The sequence below is a fragment of the Nocardia puris genome (genome assembly GCF_003315035.1).
GTDB classification, from domain to species: Bacteria; Actinomycetota; Actinomycetes; order Mycobacteriales; family Mycobacteriaceae; genus Nocardia; species Nocardia puris.
Genome location: NZ_QNRE01000022.1, coordinates 57,121 through 76,887, shown reverse-complemented (window position 1 = coordinate 76,887; position 19,767 = coordinate 57,121). Strand labels below are relative to the sequence as shown.

15 protein-coding genes and 2 tRNA genes are annotated in these 19,767 nt (G+C 69.6%); 8 read left to right on the top strand and 9 right to left on the bottom strand.

Annotated elements, in window-relative coordinates; genetic code table 11:
- From DFR74_RS32615 to DFR74_RS32605, 3 genes are all read right to left on the bottom strand, one after another.
- The coding region (locus tag DFR74_RS32615) for a helicase HerA domain-containing protein (RefSeq protein ID WP_113975389.1) at window positions 1–1,589 on the bottom strand (1,589 nt) is incomplete at its 3' end.
- Complete coding sequence (locus DFR74_RS32610) at window positions 1,586–2,599, bottom strand: TRM11 family SAM-dependent methyltransferase (protein WP_067511285.1); 1,014 nt, start codon at window positions 2,597–2,599, stop codon at window positions 1,586–1,588. The genes DFR74_RS32610 and DFR74_RS32615, both read right to left, overlap by 4 nt.
- A gap of 46 nt (window positions 2,600–2,645) precedes the next feature.
- The gene (locus DFR74_RS32605) at window positions 2,646–3,290 is read right to left on the bottom strand and encodes a hypothetical protein (protein WP_067511284.1); all 645 of its coding nucleotides are present in this window, start codon (window positions 3,288–3,290) and stop codon (window positions 2,646–2,648) included.
- Window positions 3,291–3,786: 496 nt separating this feature from the next.
- Here DFR74_RS32605 and DFR74_RS32600 point away from each other — a divergent pair, with 496 nt between their 5' ends.
- The 6 genes from DFR74_RS32600 (at window position 3,787) to DFR74_RS32575 (ending at window position 11,827) form a co-directional block, all read left to right on the top strand.
- Window positions 3,787–4,713 carry a hypothetical protein gene (locus DFR74_RS32600; protein ID WP_147266016.1) on the top strand — a complete coding sequence of 309 codons (927 nt, stop codon included), beginning with the start codon at window positions 3,787–3,789 and terminating at the stop codon, window positions 4,711–4,713.
- Window positions 4,710–5,105, top strand: coding sequence for a pilin (locus DFR74_RS32595; RefSeq protein ID WP_232331824.1), 396 nt, complete (start codon window positions 4,710–4,712; stop codon window positions 5,103–5,105). The genes DFR74_RS32600 and DFR74_RS32595 overlap by 4 nt, the downstream gene beginning before the upstream one ends.
- Window position 5,106: 1 nt before the next feature.
- A complete protein-coding gene (locus DFR74_RS32590) occupies window positions 5,107–7,029 on the top strand; it encodes a conjugal transfer protein TrbL family protein (RefSeq protein WP_147266015.1) in 1,923 nt (640 codons plus the stop codon).
- The gene (locus tag DFR74_RS32585) at window positions 7,026–9,881 is read left to right on the top strand and encodes a PrgI family protein (protein WP_067511281.1); all 2,856 of its coding nucleotides are present in this window, start codon (window positions 7,026–7,028) and stop codon (window positions 9,879–9,881) included. The genes DFR74_RS32590 and DFR74_RS32585 overlap by 4 nt, the downstream gene beginning before the upstream one ends.
- Before the next feature lie 351 nt (window positions 9,882–10,232).
- The gene (locus DFR74_RS32580; protein WP_084537900.1) at window positions 10,233–10,505 is read left to right on the top strand and encodes a helix-turn-helix transcriptional regulator; all 273 of its coding nucleotides are present in this window, start codon (window positions 10,233–10,235) and stop codon (window positions 10,503–10,505) included.
- 26 nt (window positions 10,506–10,531) lie between these two features.
- Entirely contained in the window at window positions 10,532–11,827 is a 1,296-nt protein-coding gene (locus DFR74_RS32575) for a tyrosine-type recombinase/integrase (protein WP_067511280.1), read from the top strand.
- 97 nt (window positions 11,828–11,924) lie between these two features.
- Here DFR74_RS32575 and DFR74_RS32570 read toward each other — a convergent pair.
- Window positions 11,925–11,997 (bottom strand) — tRNA-Lys (locus DFR74_RS32570).
- Between the two features lie 310 nt (window positions 11,998–12,307).
- Here DFR74_RS32570 and DFR74_RS32565 point away from each other — a divergent pair.
- Complete coding sequence (locus DFR74_RS32565) at window positions 12,308–13,519, top strand: L,D-transpeptidase (RefSeq protein WP_084537910.1); 1,212 nt, start codon at window positions 12,308–12,310, stop codon at window positions 13,517–13,519.
- 53 nt (window positions 13,520–13,572) lie between these two features.
- Here the strand turns inward: DFR74_RS32565 and DFR74_RS32560 are convergent, their stop codons facing one another.
- The 3 genes from DFR74_RS32560 to orn form a co-directional block, all read right to left on the bottom strand.
- Window positions 13,573–13,899 (bottom strand): hypothetical protein, encoded by a 327-nt coding sequence (locus tag DFR74_RS32560; RefSeq protein ID WP_067511278.1) that lies wholly within the window; start codon window positions 13,897–13,899, stop codon window positions 13,573–13,575.
- A 539-nt stretch (window positions 13,900–14,438) separates the two neighbouring features.
- Window positions 14,439–14,511, bottom strand: a tRNA-His gene (locus tag DFR74_RS32555).
- Between the two features lie 55 nt (window positions 14,512–14,566).
- Entirely contained in the window at window positions 14,567–15,217 is a 651-nt protein-coding gene (gene orn / locus DFR74_RS32550) for an oligoribonuclease (RefSeq protein WP_067511277.1), read from the bottom strand.
- 211 nt (window positions 15,218–15,428) lie between these two features.
- Between orn and DFR74_RS32545 the strand changes: the two genes are divergently transcribed.
- On the top strand, window positions 15,429–17,222 hold the full coding sequence (locus DFR74_RS32545; protein ID WP_067511276.1) for a helicase HerA-like domain-containing protein: 1,794 nt from the start codon (window positions 15,429–15,431) through the stop codon (window positions 17,220–17,222).
- 258 nt (window positions 17,223–17,480) lie between these two features.
- On the opposite strand, the gene lysA is transcribed toward DFR74_RS32545, so the two are convergent.
- Window positions 17,481–18,824, bottom strand: a complete 1,344-nt coding sequence (gene lysA / locus DFR74_RS32540) for a diaminopimelate decarboxylase (RefSeq protein WP_067511275.1) — start codon at window positions 18,822–18,824, stop codon at window positions 17,481–17,483.
- A 139-nt stretch (window positions 18,825–18,963) separates the two neighbouring features.
- Complete coding sequence (cmrA, locus tag DFR74_RS32535; protein ID WP_067511274.1) at window positions 18,964–19,767, bottom strand: mycolate reductase; 804 nt, start codon at window positions 19,765–19,767, stop codon at window positions 18,964–18,966.

Genomic DNA, 19,767 nt, shown 5'->3' with positions numbered 1-19,767 from the left:
TGAAAGATCCGGTGGAAGACGGTGACGAGGTTGTCGACCGCGAGATCCATCCCGGCGCGCCCGATCCGGCCGATATCGAGCGGATTCACACACGGCGGCGCGGCGGGTGAGTCGGCATCGAACAGCACCACCCGCTCACCCATCCGCGACGGCAGCCGAGACAGGACGTCGGTGACGAGGTCGCCCTTGGGGTCGATCACGATCACCCCGCGCCCGGCCTCGGCGTCATCGAGGATCGTGCGCGCCAGCAACGTGGACTTGCCGACACCGGTCGGGCCGAGGATGTGCAGGTGGTGACGGGCGTCGCTGACTTTGACCGCGACGGGGCGGCGAGTGCCGGTGTCGGAGATCCCCAGCGGTTTCGTGAACTCCCCTCCGACGGGGATCTCCGGGGCCGGGGACAAGGCGCGGGCCCCGGCGCGCTGCAGGCCCGGTAGCCCGTCGTCGGTGGGCAGATGGGCGATCGTGGCCAGCTCGGGCACCGACAACACGTCCCCGCGCCCGAGGCGCCGCTCCCGGATCAACCGCTGAAGGCGTAAGGGGCGGCGGCGACGCCGGTAGTAGTTGTGATCGGTGCACGCCCCGAACGTCGTGGCCAGGGCGTCGGCGCGCCCGCGCGCCACCGCTCGCGCTTCGGCGGTCGAGTCGATCTCGTCGGGATCGGTGGAGACCGGGATCGAGGCGGCATAGCGCACGACGGTTTCCCAGTGCGCCCCTCGCGCTTTGGCCGCTGCGGCGCGGGCGGCGGCGCTGTATTCGAGCGAGGTCTGCCGGTCGGTGCCCCGGCCGGTCCCCGACACGGCGGCGGCGCGCGAGGAGCGGGGACTGCTGCTCGTACCGGGGGTGAGAAGGTCGAGGGCCTGGCGCAGCAGTCCCGCCGCGACACCGGCACGGGTACCCGTGCTCGCCGCGGCGCGGGTGGCTCGGGCGACGCGGCGGCCGGTGACCGGTCGGGCCAGGATCTGCACGCACACGGCCTGGCCGGGGCCCAGATCGTCGGCGGCGGTGATCAATTGGCGCACCAGATCACCGGAATGCTCGGTGCTCAACGGGAGTCCCTCGTGGCGCCCGAGACGCAGCTCGCCTCCGGCCACGACCCGCCGGACCCCGGTGACCGGGTTCGGCAGCGGGGGCCGGGCGGGCTCGAGGGTGTCGGTGTGCGCGCCGGGCCACGCCGAGGCGACGGCCCGCTCGATCAACCCGGGTGGGATTGCGCCGGGCACCCAGAGCCGGATCGCGGCTCCTTCCTCGGGGGTGACGGTGTACTCGAACCCCAGATGCGGCTGTCCCAGCAGCGTTCTCGCCCACGCGGGACGGAGCTGGCCGACGAGGTGCGCCCAAAAAGTGAGAGCGCCTTTGGCATCCACCGAAGGTGGGGTGAGCACGGTGATCTGGCGAGCACGCGCACTCAGCCGGCGTCGCCGCCACCGAGCCGCGAGCCGTACCGCGGCGAGCACCGCGACACCAGCCGCGACCACGACCAGGGCATCGGCGGACACGAGCGCGTGTTCGAGAGTGTCACGCAGGTCGGCCACGGCCCGGCCGGGCGCGAGAAGCGCCCGGCCCAGCCATCCCTGCTCGGGATTCACGCGGCCACCGATCCCGGGCCGGTTGCCTCGACGGTCGGCAGAGTCGCCGCGCTGCCGAACGGCAATCGCCTTGCCGCGCGGCGGCCTTCGGTCGCCTCGGTGGCTTCGGGCTTGCGCAGAATGATGACGTCCTCGTGGGCGATGAGGTGCATCGGCAGCCCGGCCGCGCGCTGCTTGACGATGAAGTCTCGCTGGAAGAACGAGCTGCGGGCGACGAGCTGACCCTCGGTGAGGCGACCCAGCAACGCCACGCACCGCTCCACCGGCACCAGCCCGGCCAGCTCGCCGCAGGTGTAGAGGTGGGCGGGCAGCGGCACGAGTTCGGCGTGCTGACGCCACGGCCGCGCGGTGATCACCACACACCCACCGGGAGCGAGGTATTCAGCGGCCCCGGCCAGGATCCGGGTGAACCCTGACAGTAGGCGGCCGAGGCCGACGTTGGCGAGATTGCCCCGATCCAGAACCGCGCCGTAGCGGTGGTTCTTCTTGCGCACCGGGTCCTTGCGGTTGGCGCGCACGTGCCCGTGCACACTGTCGCCGTAGGGCGGGGAGGTGATGACCAGCCTCGCCTGGCCGCGCAGCCCGGCCGGGATCAGCTCGCCCAGCTTGCGGGCGTCGCCCCGATAGATCTCCGCGGCGAGGTCGATCCCGGCCTCGCGCGTGAGCGCGATGTTGGTGCGCGCCAGTTCCGCCCACCGGGCTTCGTACTCCACACCCACGGCCCGGCGGCCCAGATGCAGGGCCTCGACGAGGGTGGTGCCGATCCCGCACATCGGGTCGAGCACGAGATCACCGGGGCGGGTGTAGGTGGCGACCGCGTGCTGCACGATGGCGGGGAACATCTTCGCCGGGTGGGCGGTGCTGTCGGGGTGATACCGGCCCCGCCGCTGCGCGGTGGGCGCGGTCTGGGCCGTCGCCCACACCGACACCGGCGCGACGGCCGGGCCCGGCTGTGCGGGGATCACGGAGTCGACGTCGGTAGGGGCGACGGTGGTTGGGTCGACAGTCATGGGACGTCCTTCGCGAGAGAGTTCGGGGGGCAGAGGGCGTAGGGGCTCAGCCATGGGCGGGCTGGAGGAAGACGAAGACGTCGGTGTGCGCGACGGTGTGGCGCGCGGTGCCCGCCGGAGCCGGGACGGGCGTCGCGGTGACGGTCTGCCCGGAGACGGGGGCGGCGATGATGTGCTGGAGGTAGAGCAGATCGGCGGCTTGGGCGGCGGCCACGACCGACCCGGCCGGGTCGAACAAGAGCCCGGACTCGCTGTGTCGGCAACGGGAGAGAACGACCAGCAAACCACCCATCGCGAGGACCTCGGTCGCGAGCGCCGTGATGTGCTCGGAGGCGGCGAGCGGGTCGAGATGCTCAGCGAGCAGGCTCGCGATCACCAGATCCACCGGCTCGTCCGTCCAGGTCCGGCCGGTGGGGGCGTCGAGGCCGTGGCGGCCCAGATCACCGATCGCGGACAGGGCGGCGGCGATGTCGGGCTCGATGATCCGCAACGCGCCCCGCTCGGCGGGGGCGGGCCAACCCAGCAACATCACCCGCGCACCGGGCGCGGAGAATTCGGTGATCGTGTGCACCAGCGCCCGGTCGGGCCACCGGTCCCCGGGATCGAGCGGCTCGGACCCCAGCGCCCACAAGGTCGAGGGGACACGCACGGCGGCGGAGGTGGAACGGGGTCGGCGGGAACTGGCGGGCATTGCGGCCTCCTGAGTGAGAGAGCGGTGTGTACTCGCTTACTTCCGCCGAAAATCCGAAATCGGGACACGGCACCGCAGACTTTTTCTCTGAGAATTCATTAAGTGGCGATCGGCCACCGGAATCCCTTCGGCGGCGAATCGGTCGAGAAAGTTTCTCAAGATTTTTCGCAACCGTTTGCCGAGCTGGATTTCGTCCTATCCGCATCACATCCGCATCGCACCCGGATCGCACCCAAACCACACCCGCATCGCACACAAACCACACCGGTGCGCGGATATCCGCTGGTCGATGCGCTGGTTCGGGAAATCCGCCGTATGAGTGTGGGCGGATCCTCCGGCGGTAGCTCTTGGTTCGCTGCCTGTGTGCGGACGTGTTTTGGATGTGGTTTGGGTGTTTCGCGGGTGTGTTTTGGGGGTGGTTTTGGTGCGTTTCGGATATGGGTGCGAGGTGTCCTTGCGGGGCAAGGAAAGTTTCGAACGATCAAGGAGGTTTGTGGTGACGAATTCACGCGCCGTGAAATATCGCGGATCGGGCGGTATTACAGGCTCGCCGCTGGCGGTGGTGCGGGCGGGCTTCGACCGGATCGCCACCGAAACCCTGCCCGCTCACCCGCGCCCGATGCCGACAGCGCAGCCCGGCCCCGCCACCCCGGTGCAGACCTGGGGGCAGCTACGCGAGCGGCTGTGGGATCCGGCGACCCCCATGACCGAGGTCGACGCGATCTGGGTGTGGCTGCTGCGCCGGGTCCGCGCCGAGGAGCCGGACGCGATGCTCGTCTGCGCGGGGCTGGCCGCGCCGATGCTGTCGCGCACCGCCAGCGAGTGCGTCACGTCGAATCACGCCGCCCGCCATGACATCGAGTCCGAAATCCTGACCGCGTTCCTGGCTCACCTCCCGCGCGTCGGCCTGGACGAGCCGGGGGTGTGGCATCGGCTGCGTTGGGGTGCTTACCGCGCCGCCCGCGCGGCGGCAACTGGTCAGCGAACCGGCGTGACCTTCGTCGGAGACCTCGACGGTGACCTGGTTCCACTCGGGGAGCGGGGGCGGGTGATGGTGTCCGGGCCGGGGCATCCGGAGATGGTGCTGGCCCACGCGGTGGCCGCTGGGGTGATCTCCGCCGACGCGGCCGAACTCATCGCCGTCTCGCGGTGGGAGGGCCGCTCGCTGACCGCCTTGGCCGCTGACCGTGGTGTGTCTCTGTGGAAGTTGCGCAAGCAGCGGCCCCGCGCCGAACGTGCGCTACTCGCGTGGCTGAACAACCGTGCCCGAGACGTCGATCCCGAGCGCACCAGTCCGGTCGAGGTAGCGGTGGTCACCGCCCTCGCGCCGCCGGATCGGTCACCGCGGCGAGGTCGCCGGCTGGACCGGCCCTCGATCACCCCGGCAGCGTCGAGCATCGAGCACGGGCAGGTCGCGGCATGAACACCAACCAGGGACATCTCAACCAGACACGACGGTCGGCTCGGCGGGGGCGGCGTTCGTTGCGGCTGCTCGCGGCGACGGCGACGAGTGTGGCGCTGCTGGTACTGATCACCGGATCCGTTTCGGCGGCGCCGCCGCACGCCGAGGTGCTGGCGATCGCCTCGTCGCTGGATGAGGTGATCGATAACGCCCGCAACTGGCTCGTCGGCATTCTCGCGGCATTGGCGACGTTGTTCCTGACCATCGCCGGAGCCCGCTATCTGCTCGGCGGAGGTGATCCGGCCGAGATCGAGAAGGCCAAAACCGCTTTTCGTGCCTCGTGCCTGGGATATGCGCTGGCGATGCTGGCACCGGTCGTCGTCGCTGTGCTGAAGTCGATCATCGGAGCCTGAGATGCGTACCTCGGCACAGGCCCCACCCGCCCGGTTCCGGTTCGCCGGGGTCGCGCGCGCCGCTGCCGCCAGCGCCACGGCGGTGCTCGCCGCGATCCTGATCGCCCTCACCGCCGCCGGTGCCGCCGCCCAGCCCGCGACGCCGACTCCGGCCGCGCCGGTGACTCCGGCACCGGCCACACCCGTCCCCACGACCACGCCGCCGACCACGACGACACCACCGACCACGACGACACCACCGACCACGACGACACCACCGACCACGACACCGCCGCGCCGGTGGGTGACCCCGCCCTCTACCACCAGTCCGGTTCCAGTGTCGCCCACCCAGACCGCGCCCGGACCAGGTACGACGCCGACTCCTGGGTCGGGGTCGGCTGATTGCGGGGTCACCAACATCGGCGGGTGTGTGCAGAACGCGGTCGACGGGTTCTTCCAGCGGCTCGTGGAGACCTCGCTCAACCCGCTGCTCGATCTGCTGTCGGAAACCCTGCTCACCACACCGGACCCGGGGCGGATACCCGAGATCGGGGCGTTGTGGACCCAGTCCTGGCAGATCGTCCTCGCCCTCTACGTCCTGGTCGTGATGGCCGCCGGGGTGCTGCTGATGATGCACGAGAGCGCGCAAACCCAATGGTCGATCCGGGAAATCGCACCCCGCCTGGTGATCGGGTTCGTCGCCGGTGGCCTGAGCATGATGATCGCCACGGCCGCGATCACCTTCGCCAACGCACTCGCCGGTGCCATGGCCGGAGATGGTGTCGACTCCGGCTCGGCCGCCGACGCGCTGGCCCAACTCGCCGTCACCAGACCCCAGGGCCCGATCGTGTTCGTGCTGTTGCAACTTGGGCTGGCGGTGATGGTGCTCGTGCTGCTCATCTCCTACGTCGTGCGGGTCACGATCACGATCCTGCTGATCGTGGGCGCTCCGCTGGCGTTGATGTGCCACGGATTGCCCGGTCTCGACGGTATCGCCCGCTGGTGGTGGCGCTCGTTCGCCGCGTGCCTGGCGGTCCAGGTCGTGCAATCGCTGACTCTGGTGACCGTCCTGCGCGTGCTGCTCACCCCGGGCGGCTGGCATCTGTTCGGCCCGGACGCCAACGAGATCGCCGACCTCACCGTGGCTCTGGCGTTGATGTTCGTGTTGATCAAGACCCCGATGTGGCTGCTGTCGGTCCTCAAGATCGGGCAAGGCCGCTCGTTCGTCGGGTCGATCGTGCGCGCGTTCATCGCCTACAAAACCCTCGGCATGCTCAAAGGCGCCACATCGAGCAGCGCCCGTACCGCCTCCTCGGCGGCACCGGCCCGGCGGACCGTGCGCCCGGTCCGCGCCCCGCGCGGCCCGCGCACCACCGCCAGCGGCCCGCCCGACCCATACGCGCGGGCGCGCGCCACCCGAGACGGCCAGCTCATGCTTCCCCTGGAAGGAGTTCGCCGGGTTCCGCGCAAACCGAGCACACCGGCCGAGACGAGTGGCGCCCCGGCACCTCGGCCCGCCCGGACACCGAGAGGACGCCAGCTCGCGTTCGATTTCACTCCACCCGACCCGTACCGGGGCCTCCGCGCCGGAGCCAACGGTCAATACCCGCTCCCGATCCCGGTGCGCCGAGTCCGTGCGACCCCACCGGACACGGCCCCGCCACCACAACGGCCCAGGCCCCGGCGAACCGAACAGCTCGCCTTCGACTTCACCGAGCCCGCGCCTGTCGACCCCTACGCGCGTCTTCGGCCCAACCGTGCCGGACAGTACGTGCTGCCGTTCCCGGTCACCCGGGTCAAACCCGTTGCGCCGCCACCCAACCCACCACAACCGCCCGCACCGGCCCCGGCGCGTCCGGCGGGGCGGCAGCTGCACTTGCCCATGCCTGATCTGCCCGTGCGCCGCCGCGCCCCACGCGCGCCGAGAGGAGGAACCCTCCAGTGAGCACCATCGTGCGTATCCCCACCGACGTCGACCGCTCCGACCGGCTGCTGGGCCCGTTCACCGCCCGCCAGCTCGCCGTCCTGGCCGCCACCGCCGTCCTGCTCTACGTGGCCTGGACCGCGACAAGAACGACGATCGCCCCGGCGGTGTTCGCCGCCGTCGCGGCCCCGGTGTTCGTCGTCGTCGCTGTCGCGGTCCTGACCCGCCGCGATGGCCTCTCCGCCGATGTACTACTCGTCGCAGCTGTTCGCCACCGGCTGCGCCCACGCCACCTCATCCGATCGCACGGTGCCACCCGCGCCCAGGTACCGCGCTGGATCACTACCCGTACCGACCGTCAACGTCCCCGGCTGCCGGTGCCCTCCGAACTGTCGGCGAATCAGACGCGTCTGCCCGAGTCGGTGTCGAGCAGCGGCAGCGGCGCTGTCGGGGTGATCGACCTCGGCACCGACGGCCTGGCCGCCATCGCGGTCGCCGGGACTCTCAATCTGTCGTTGCGGACCCCGCCCGAACAGGACAGCTTGGTCGGCCAGCTCGCGGGCTGGCTGCACACCCTGCGCCAACCCGTCCAGATCCTCATCCGATCGGCCCGCCTCGACCTGACCGAACACATCACCGGCCTGCACACCGCCGCCCAACAGATGTCGGCCGACCTCGCCGCGGCGGCCCTCGACCACGCCGACCACCTCACCGAGCTGACCGCCCGCGAGGACCCGGTCCACCGGCAGGTGCTGCTGATCTGGCGCGAACAGACCCAGACCCCGCCCACCATCGGGCTGCGCGCTCGGCTGCCCGGACAGCACCGGGCCCGGCGCACGCTCTCGGATGCTGCGCGCCGCGCGGCCGAGTCCCGGCTGCTACGCCGGATGAACGAGGCCGCCGACGTCCTGTCCCCACTGGGGATCTCGGTGACCGCACTCGACCACGACGCCGCCACCGCTGTGCTGACCAGCTGCACCAACCCCGAGAGCCTCGCCTCGGCCGCCGCCGACATCACCGCCGCCGACACCGTCATCACCACCGACCCGCACACCCGAACACCGGATCCGTTCGCCGGTGGGGGACTCGACCGGTTCGCCCCGGAGTCCCTGACCATCGGCACCCGGCACCTCGAGATCGGATCCGACTGGAGCGCGACCCTCGCGGTCACCGGATACCCGCGCGAGGTGACGGCCGGCTGGCTCGCACCCCTGCTGTCCCACCCCGGGCGAGTCGAGGTCGCGGTACACGTCGAGCCGGTCGACCCGGCCACCGCCGCCACCCGGCTACGCCGCCAGCAAGCCCGCCTCGAATCCTCCCGGATGCACGACCTCGGCCGGGGCCGCCTCACCGACCCGCAGGTCGACGTCGCCGTCGAAGACGCCGCCGACCTCTCCGCCCGCGTCGCCCGCGCCGAGGCCAGGCTGTTCCGCGTCGGGATCTACCTCACCGTCCACGCCCCCTCGGAATCCGAACTGGCCGACGAGATCGCCGCCGTTCGCGCGCTGGCGGCGAGCCTGCTCCTGGACACCTGCACCCTGTCCTACCGGGCCGCTCAAGCCTGGGTGACCACCCTGCCGCTCGGGCTCGACCTGATCCGGGTCCAGCGCACCTTCGACACCACCGCCCTCGCCGCGGCCTTCCCCTTCGACTCACCCCAACTCCCCGCCGCCGACCCCGCCCAGGCCGACCGGCCCCAAGGCGTTCTCTACGGCCGCGACGCCGCCTCCGGGTTGCTGTTCGTGGACCGGTTCGGTCCCGAGGCCCACAACCACAACCTCGTCGTCCTGGGCCGCTCCGGGGCCGGCAAGTCCTACCTGGTCAAAACCGAGATCCTTCGCGCTCTCTATCGCGGGATCGAACAGGTCATCATCGACCCCGAAGACGAATACCGGCGCCTGAGCGAGTCCGTGGGCGGCACAAATATCCGCCTCGGCGCACCCGGAGTCCGGCTCAACCCCTTCGACCTGGAAGTCCACACCCGACCCGACGGCCGCCGCAGCGCCCCGACTGATGCCCTCACTCGGCGGAAACTGTTCCTCCACACCCTGATCCAGGTACTACTCGGGGACCAGACCGCCGCGCAACGAGCCGCTTTGGACACCGCCCTGGCGGCCACCTACACCGCCGCCGGGATCACCGACGACCCCGCCACCTGGACCAGACGCACACCCACCCTGAGCGGACTACGCAACCAACTCGAGCACCTCGACACGCCCGCCGCCGCCGAACTCGCCGCCGGACTGCACCCCTACACCGGCGAGGGAGCGTACGCCGGACTCCTCGACGGACCCACCACCACCGAACCCCAAGGCGGGATGATCGTGTTCTCGCTGCGAGAGTTGCCCGATGAACTGAAAACCATCGGCACGCTGCTTGTGTTGGACGCAACGTGGCGGCGGGTGTCCAACCCGGGGCTACGGCGGCCTCGCATGATCACCGTGGACGAGGCATGGCTGCTGCTGCGCCAGCCTGCCGGAGCTGAATTCCTGTTCCGGGCGGCCAAGAGCTTCCGCAAACATTGGGCAGGACTCACCGTCGCCACCCAGGACTGCGCCGACGTGTGCTCCACCGAGCTGGGACGCGCGATCGCCTCCAACGCCGCGACTCAGATTCTGTTGCGCCAGGCGCCCCAGGCTATCGACGAGGTCGCTACCGCATTCCATCTCTCCGACGGCGAGCAGCAGTTCCTGCTCTCGGCGGCGCGCGGATCTGGGCTACTCGCCGTCGGCGGGACCGAACGCGCGGTGTTCGGGTCGTTGGCCTCGCCCACCGAGAACGTACTCATCACCACCGACCCCGCCGAACTCGCCACCGATGACGGAGACGCCGATGTCGATGTCGCTTTCCTCCCACCACTACAGCCGTCTTAGTCCCGCTACGTCAGTTCCGGTCGTGCGCCGTTCCACAACAGTCGACATCCCCCCAAACGCGGGCGTGTTCAACGGTTCCGTCGCATACCGCCCGGCCGACGCGTGTACGGGCCGCCAGGTCGGCCACTGGCCGCCGATTCGGACCCGGCCGGGATTGCCGTACGGAACAGGCAATGGGTCCGTCAGAAACGTTGGACGAGAAGGTATTTGACTGCTCGGCAGTAACGGAGCGTTCATGGACCCGGTCGGCTGGCCGATCGGGTCCACATCTCACGGCCCAACGCCATTGCCGACTACGGCCGCCACCCCGGAGCTGGGTGCGGCATTGCACACGAAGAAAGAGAGGTTTTCATGGATCCGGAAACTTCCGGCGCAGAGGTGGTCACGCCACTGCACCGATTTGGCGGCACGCACCGGGCAGGACACAAACGCTGGCTCACCCGCGAAGAGGCCGCCGACTACATGGGCGTGCACCCGAGAACGTTAGCGAACTGGGCTGCCTTGGGACGAGGCCCGCGCTACTCGAAGCCCTCAGGCAACTCGTGCATGTATCGACTCGGCGATCTCGACGCGTACCTCCAAGCATGCATGGTGCACACCGATGACCAGCCTGAAGCTGCTTGATACCCACCGACGAAAGGAGAAGACCTGTGCCACGACCAGCCACCGAGCTCGGCAGCTACGGTGACATCGGCACCAAGGAGAAGCCCGATGGAACGTGGCGTGCCTGGGCGACGTTTCGTGGGTACGACGGCAAGGCCAGAGTCGTCGACGCACATCGGCAGACGGAGAACCAGGCGAAGGTGGAGCTGCGGAGGAAGCTATCGGCACTCCAGAAGCAGTACAAGGGTCGGGCGCGCGGCAAGGTCACCCGAGACACTCGCCTCTCGGTTCTGATGGATCTGTGGCTCGCTGAAGTCGAACGTGACGAGGGCGTGGATCAACAGTCCTACGACCGCTACCAGGGCGAAATTGATGCCAGCACGGACAAGCGGGCCAAGAAGGACGCCGTCAAGCTTCGGCCCGCGCTGGGCAATCTGCGTATATGGGAAGCGGACGCTGGTCGACTTGACGAGCACATTCAGGCTGTCGCGGCGGCGGGCTTGAAGGCGAAGGCCCGCCTTCACAAAGTGATCCTCACCGGAATCATGGGCCTGGCAGTTCGATACGGCGCGCTGACGGAGAACCCCGTGCGTGATACCTCACGCCTACGCCGACGGAAAACCAAGCCCCAGATCATCGAACGGGACCGCCTGGCAGGTCTGCGTGCGCAACTACGAGAGTGGCTGGCGGGAAACGAGATACCGGGTACCCCCGCGTACACTCACGGGCCGCGACGTGACCCGCTCATCCTGGATGTCGCCGACCTGATCCTGGGCTCGGGTGTGCGTCCGGGAGAAGCGCTGGCGGCGTCCTGGGAACAGTTCGATCTCGAATCGAGACCTCCAACGTTCACAGTGGCCGCCACCGTGGTGAGGCTGAAGGGGAAGGGCCTGTTCCGGCAGGAGTGGACGAAGACCGACGCCGGGCACCGAACGGTCGCGTTGCCGGGGTTCACTGTCGACATGCTGAACAGATTGCGGGACGACCCGAGGCATGGGCGGATGTGTGACATCAAGGCGTTGCGCGAGGTGGGCGGTGAAGTGGTGGAGGTGGAAGACAGGACCGCGCTCGTGTTCCCCGGTCGGGGCGGGGTGCTGCGCGATCCGCACAACTTCAACCGCACCTGGCGCGACGCGCGCGGCACTGAGTACAAGGATGTGACCCAATACACGTTCCGGAAGACGGTCGCCACGCTCATCGCCGAAGGGGTTGATGCGAAGACGGCAGCGAAGCAACTGGGTCACTCCCGAGAGGGGGTTACCGAGCGGCACTACATCGCATCGGCGGAGCGCGCACCGGACTCGTCGGCGGTTCTGGAGGAGGGGCTTGGCCGGACCGCTTGACATCGAAGTGGGGCCCGGAATTCTTGGCGTACTCTTGGTCACAACCCCAGAAGCAGGACCAGGCCAAACTGCGTAACAGCTTGACCTGGTATTTCTGTGCGCCATCAGGGACTCGAACCCCGAACCCGCTGATTAAGAGTCAGCTGCTCTGCCAATTGAGCTAATGGCGCCTGCTCCGTGTTCCGGTGCGGGACAAACAGTAACAGGAGAGGGCCGGAGATGTGAAATCGCCTGGTGAGGCGTGTTCGCGGGCCGGCGGCCCGGTGTTAACGCCGCGGGGGTGCGCGGGGATCTATGGGGTGGAACTCGGCTCGTGTCGTGCGGTGTCGGCGGTGGTTCGGTCGCGGTGGGGCTGGCAGAATGGCAGGCGTGGTCTCGACCGGTCCCGCCCGGCGCGGTGGGTTGAGCTTCCAGTAATCGGTCGGATCCGAAGCCGTCGGCGCTTGGTGAGCGGCGCCGGGACTTGAAACGGGGTTGATGATGAGCGTTGGTCGAGGTCGACATCGGCCGTTCCGGAGAGTCGGCGGGCCGGTGGCCCTGCTCGCGGTGGTGGTGCTCGGATTGACGGCGTGCGGGGCGTCCTCGGGTAGCACCGTCGACGTGGCGATCGACAGCAATCCGATCACCGAGCTGATCAAGCCGAAGCTGGTGTCACCGGTGAAGGACGGCGACAAGGGCGTCTCGCCCGCGATGCCGATGGCGTTCAAGGTCGACGACGGCAAATTCACGAATGTGACGTTGACCAACCCCGACGGCAAACAGGTGCAGGGCACGCTGGCGGCGGACGGCCGCACGTGGGAGACGGCGGAGGTGCTCGGCTACGGCCGCACCTACCAGTTGACGGCCGACGCGATCGGTCTCGGCGGCGAGAACTCGACCCGGCTGAGCTTCACGACGAGTTCGCCGAACAATCAGACCAAGCCGTATCTGACGGTCGCCGAAGGCGAGGTGGTCGGTATCGGCCAGCCGGTGGCGATCCAGTTCGACGAGAACATCCCCGACCGCAAGGCCGCGCAGGAAGCGATCGAGATCACCACGACGCCGGCGGTGGAGGGGGCGTTCTACTGGGTGAACAACCGCGAGGTGCGCTGGCGGCCGGAGCATTTCTGGGCGCCGGGGACGCGCGTGGACATCAAGGTGAACGTCTACGGCAAGGATCTGGGCAACGGGCTGTACGGCCAGCAGAACATCACCTCGCATTTCGTGGTGGGTGACGCGACGATCTTCACCGCCGACGACAACACCAAGCAGGTGACGGTCGAGCAGAACGGCCAGGTGGTGCGCACGATGCCGACGGCGATGGGCAAGGATTCCACGCCCACCCCGAACGGCGTCTACATCATCGCCGACCGGCACGAGCACATCATCATGGACTCGTCCACCTACGGTGTGTCGGTGAACTCGGCCGACGGATACCGCACGCCGGTGGACTGGGCCACGCGCATGTCCTACAGCGGCATCTTCTTCCACTCGGCGCCGTGGTCGCTGGGCGATCAGGGGTACCGCAACGTGAGTCACGGTTGCTTGAACCTGAGTCCGGAGAACGCGCGCTGGGTGTTCAATACGGCCAAGCGGGGCGATATCGCGATCGTGAAGAACACCGTGGGCGGCACGCTGTCCGGTGTGGACGGTCTGGGCGACTGGAACATTCCGTGGGAGCAGTGGAAGGCCGGTAACGCCGACATCGGCTGACCCTGGTACGACGAAGGCCCCCGGTTTCGAGATCGGGGGCCTTTCTTCGTGGTTCAGGGGATGTTCGGGCCCGGGGTGCCGTCGCAGGTGAGGTTGCGGTTCATGGCGCTGCCGACGGCGGCGCACACCAAGGGCCCGCCGAAGATGAGCTGTTCCAGCGCGGCCCCCGACCCGCTGTCACCGGATCCGGTGGTCGTGGTGCCGCCGGACGATCCGGTGTCGAACGCCGACCCGCTGGTGATCCCGGCCGATCCGGTTCCGGCTCCGGTGCCCGCGGGCAGGTCGATCGGGGTGGGGGCGACGGCTGCCGTCGCGGTCCCGCCGGACCCGCCGACCAGGGCCGCGCCGACGAGTGCTGCGAGAACGGCGGAACGCTTCACGAAGTGCTGTCCTTCTACTCTCCGGGCGGATGTCACCGCGACACCGCCCAACCCGGCATCCTACGTCGCCGTCGGGAGATGAGGACCACATTCGGACACGAATATGTTTCACACCACTTGGGGCTGTGCGACCGGCTCGGCACCGGGTTCTCTGGGCGCATTCCCCGCTCGGCCCGACCCGATCTGACGGGATGCAGCCGAACGCGGTCGACTACTCGAATGGGCCGTCCCGACCTGCCGCGATCGAGGCCGCGAACCCGACCGCGCCGGTAGTCGCGTGGCGTCAGTCCGACTGCCGCAGATCGTCAGCCGGGTGGTCGCAATCGGTCAGCCAGACTGTCGCAAACGGTCAGTCTGAGCGTCGCAATCGGTCAGTCACGACTGTCGCAAACGGTCAGTCAGAGCGCCGTGTACCGTCCGTCAGGACGCGAAGGCTGATCGGCCACCGGTCTCTTTTGGTGGGCTCTTTCGCGGACAACACGCCCACCAACGGAAAAGACCCGGGTGGGCCGATTTCTCGGACCACCCGGGTCTGGGAGGGTGAGTGACGGGACTCGAACCCGCGACAGCCAGGATCACAACCTGGTGCTCTACCAACTGAACTACACTCACCGTGGCCGGTGAAACACCGGCGCGGTAGATACTAGCGTGTCGGCCCGCCGAATCCCTAATCGGTTTCCGGCGCGCCGTTGAACTGGGCCGATGCGGCGGGTCGTGGGGTGCCGCCGAGTGCGGAGGCCACGGCGTTGATCTCGGCGGAGGAGGGGCCGGGTGGGGCGACGAAGGCCGTGCGGCGGTAGAACTCGAGTTCGCGGATGGACTCCTTGATGTCGGCGAGGGCGCGGTGGGTGAGGCCCTTCTCCGGCTGGCCGAAGTAGATGCGCGGGTACCAGCGGCGGCACAGCTCCTTGATGGAGCTCACGTCGATCATGCGGTAGTGCAGGTGGCTGTCCAGCGCGGGCATGTCGCGGGCGATGAAGGCCCGGTCGGTGGCGATCGAATTCCCCGCCAGCGGAACGGTTCCCGGGGTGGGCGCGTAGGTCTTGATGTAGTCGAGCACCTGCTGCTCGGCCTCGGCCAGCGTCACGGTGGAGCGGCGGACCTCCTCGGTCAGCCCGGAGCGCGCGTGCATGTCGACCACCACCGGGGGCATCGCGGCCAGCGCTTCGTCATCGGCGTGGATGACGATGTCGACGCCGTCACCGAGGATGTTGAGATCGCTGTCGGTCACGAGCGCGGCCACCTCGATCAGCTTGTCGCCGTCGAGACGCAGGCCGGTCATCTCGCAATCCATCCACACCACAAGTTTGTCGGACACGCAGGCAACATTACTGCCACCTCGGTGTGCACCTTCGGTGAACAGCCCTGTTCGTTTCCCTCGCGCGCGTCGCGGCGCCGGCGACACCACCTCGGCTATCACCCCTCCGATCGCGGTCGCCGGGACTACAGTTTCGGCAGGGTCCCGCCCCACGACCGGCGCGGCGCCCGGTGATGCGGTTGGCGAGCGGTACCCGGACGGAGGACGTGCGATGACCACCCCCCAGGAGAAGGCGGCAGCGGCGCGCAAGGCGGCCGAGGAAGCGGCGCGCGTGGCGGCGGAGGCGGCCGCCGCGGCCGAAGCCGCCGAACGCGAAGCGGCGGAGCACCAGGTCGCGACCGACGGCGCGGGCGCGACCGCCGAGGACCCGGATCCCGCGGGCGCCGCATCCACCGCCGCGAGCGCGAACTCCGCCGCGAACACCGGCACATCGTCGCCGGACGCGGACGCCGCCACGAAACCCGCCGCCGCCGAATCGAACTCGGCCGCCCAGGAGATCGCTTCCGGCTACGCCGCCGAGGGCGCGGCTCTGGAACTCGGCACGGTCGTGGTCGACGGCACCGTCGACCCCACCGCCCGCGTCCGCATCCCGATGCGCACCCTGAACCGCCACGGCCTGGTCGCGGGGGCCACCGGCACCGGTAAGACCAAGACTTTGCAGGGCATCGCCGAACAGCTCTCGCAGGCGGGCGTTCCCGTGGTGCTGGCCGACATCAAGGGCGACCTGTCCGGCCTGAGCCAGCCGGGGGAGGCGAACGACAAGATCACCGCACGCGCGAAGGAGACCGGCGCGGAAGGCTGGGCGCCGAGCGGATTCCCCACGGAGTTCGTCTCGCTCGGCACCGGCGGCATCGGCGTGCCGATCCGCGCGACGATCACCTCGTTCGGCCCGGTGCTGCTGAGCAAGGTGCTCGACCTCAACGACACCCAGGAGTCCACGCTCGGCCTGATCTTCCACTGGGCCGACCAGCAGGGCCTGGCGCTGCTGGACCTGAAGGATCTGCGCGCCGTCATCACCCACCTCACCAGCCCGGAGGGCAAGGAGGATCTGAAGGGCATCGGCGGCGTCTCGGCGCAGACAGCGGGCGTGATCCTGCGCGCGCTGGTGAATCTGGAGGCCGACGGCGGCGACACCTTCTTCGGCGAACCCGAACTGGACCCGGCCGATCTGCTGCGCGTCGCGGGCGGGCAGGGCGTGATCACGCTGTTCGAGCTGGGCGCGCAGGCGGCGCGGCCGGTGATGTTCTCCACGTTCCTGATGTGGGTGCTGGCCGATCTGTTCCAGACGCTGCCCGAGGTGGGCGATGTGGACAAGCCGAAGCTGGTGTTCATCTTCGACGAGGCGCACCTGCTGTTCGCGGACGCGTCGAAGGCGTTCCTGGAGCAGGTCGAGCAGACCGTCAAGCTCATCCGGTCCAAGGGCGTGGGCGTGTTCTTCTGCACCCAGCTGCCCACCGACATCCCGAATCCGGTGCTCTCGCAACTGGGTGCGCGCATCCAGCACGCGTTGCGCGCCTTCACCCCCGACGATCAGAAGGCGCTCTCCAAGACGGTCCGCACCTACCCGAAGACCGCCGTCTACGACCTGGAGAAGGCCCTCACCTCGCTCGGCACCGGTGAGGCCGTGGTGACGGTGCTCTCGGAGAAGGGTGCGCCGACGCCGGTGGCCTGGACCAGGATCGTGCCGCCGCGCTCGCTGATGGACACCATCGGCGCGGACGCCATCAAGTCCCGCGCCCTGTCGAGTCCGCTGGCGGGCAAGTACGGACAGACCGTCGACCGCGAATCGGCCTACGAGATGCTGGCCGCGAAGCTGGCCGCCGCACCCGCCGAACAGCCGGAGGCCGCGCGGGCCCCCGGCCGTTCGCCGAGCAACGCCGAGGAGGACTCGGCCGCCGAGCGCATCATGAAGAACCCGGCGGTGAAGAGCTTCCTGCGCTCGGCCGCCTCCGCCGCCGGCCGCGAGATCAGCCGCAGCCTGTTCGGCACCCGCAAACGCCGCTGAGCGGAGGCTGTCGACCGTTGAGGTCGTGAACGGTCGACGCAGTGATCTGGTCGACCGTGCTCGGTGGCCGACCCGGGGTGCGCGGGAGCCGAGCCGGTGCCGTCCGGTGCCCGGGAGCCGGACTTGGCCGAGCGCGACCAGGCGGTGCCCGGGCCGTGGTTGAGGCTGGGTCCCGCCGTGCGCGGAAGCCGAGCCGGGCTACGGTCGGTGGCCGAGCGGGCCGAGCAGGTCAGGCCCACCGGGCGCCCCGGACCATCCTCACCGCCCGATATCGCGCACCAGCAGATCCTCGACGGTCTCGCGGCGCACGAGCACCCGGGTGCGTCCGTCGCGCACCGCGATCACGGGCGGCCGGCCGACGCCGTTGTACGCCGAGGCCAGGCTGTGGTGGTAGGCGCCGGTGCAGGGCACGGCGAGGACTTCGCCGGGGTGCAGGTCGGCGGGCAGGCGCACGTCGGCGACGAGCACGTCGCCGGCCTCGCAGTAGCGGCCCACGACGGTCGCCACCATGTGCGGCCCGCACGGGTGGCGGTTGGCGATCACCGCCTCGTAGCGCGCGCCGTACAGCGCGACGCGCGGGTTGTCGCCCATGCCGCCGTCCACGGTGACGTAGGTGTGCCCGCCGTCGACGTGTTTGACCGAGAGCACCCGGTACAGCGTCACGCCTGCCCGCGCGACGATGGCGCGTCCGGGTTCGAACGCGATCCGCGGCCGGGGGAAGCGGTGCCGGGCGCAGGCCGCGTCCAGGGCGTCCTCCACGATGTCGGCGAGTTCGCTGAGGTTCATCTCGGCGTCACCGGACCGGTAGGCCACCGCGTGCCCGCCGCCGAGGTCGAGTTCGGTGAGCAGCACGCCGTGCGCGCGATGCGCCTCGGCCGCCGCGGCGACCATCCGGCGGATCGCCTCGCCGTAGTGGTCGGGGTTGTGGATCTGGGAACCCAGGTGGCAGTGGAAGCCGACGAGCTCCAGATTCGGTTGTCCGACAAGGCGTGCCACGGCCTCGGCGGCGGCGTCGCTGCCCAGCGGCAGCCCGAACTTCTGGTCCACCACGCCGGTGCGCACGGCCGGGTGCCCGTGCACGTCGATCCCCGGCGAGAGCCGAAGCAGCACGCGCTGGCGCCGGGTGGCCAGCGCGGAGAGCAGCGTGATCTCGGTGAGCGAGTCCACCACGATCCGGCCGACGCCGTGGCGCACCGCCGTCCGCAGTTCCTCGGAGGTCTTGCCGTTGCCGTGCAGCACGATTCGCTCGGGGTCCACGCCGGCGGCCAGCGCGACGGCCAGCTCGCCGGCCGAGCACACGTCCACCGAAAGACCTTCGGCGGCAACCCATTCGGCCACGCCCGTGATCATCAAGGCCTTGCCCGCGTAGATGATCTCCGCCTCGGGGAACCTCGCGCGGTAGGCGCGGCAGCGGTCGCGGACCTCGTGTTCGTCGAGGACGTAGACCGCCGTGCCGTACTCGTCGGCGATGTCGGCGAGGGCTACCCCGCCGACCGTGATCCGTCCCTCGGTGTCGTAGTGCGTATTGCGCGGCCACACCGCCGGGTCCAGCCGCGAGGGCATTCCCGACTTCAACGAGGGGAAGATGTCGAGCAGCGTCACAGTGTTCTCCTGGTGTGCCCCCGCTTTCTCGGCACTGCGGGGCCGATGCCAGGACTACGCCGATCCGGGCCGGGTGAACCGCTCGCCTACGCCTCCTTGACGCGCCCGCGCTCGTTCCTGACGGACCGCTGACGCCGGCTCAGCCGCCGAGCTTGCGGTAGAACGCCCCGGCGATGGGCGCGGTCACCGCGCGCGGACCGTACTGTCCCGCGACGCTCATCCCCTTGCTGATCAGGCCGGGAACCACGCGCATCTTGTTGCGGGCCAGCGCGTCGATGGACACCTTCGCGGTGTGCTCGGAGGACACCCACATGAAGTCGGGCACCATGCGGTCCACGATCGACGCCTCGGCCGGATCGGGGGTCTCGGTGCGCACCGGGCCGGGCGCGAGCAGCGTGACGTGCACGCCGGAGCCCTTCAGCTCGCCGCGCAGCGATTCGGAGAAGGTGTTGGCGAAGGCCTTGCTGGCCGCGTAGGTGGCGTTGTTCGGGATCGGCATGTTGCCCGCGGCCGAGCCGCTGATCAGGATGCCGCCCGCGCCGCGCGCGATCATGCCGGGCAGCACGGCGAGGGTGAGGTCGTGCACCGCCACCGCGTTGAGTTCCATCTGGGCGCGTTCGTAGGCCAGATCCAGTTCGGCGACCGGCCCGAACGTGGCGATGCCCGCGTTATTGCACAGGATCGCGATATCGCGGGCGGCCAGTTCCTCGGCGAGCGGCCCGCGCTGGTCGCGGTCGGCCAGGTCGACCGCGCGCACCTCGGCGGTGATGCCGTGCGCGAGCGTGAGCCGCTGCGCGAGCTCGTTGAGGACGTCGCCGCGGCGGGCGACGAGGATCAGCGAATAGCCGCGACCGGCAAGATCAGCGGCCAGGGCGGTGCCGATGCCGGAGGAGGCCCCGGTGACGACGGCGCGGTTCTCGGAGGTGGGGGAGGGCAGGCTCAC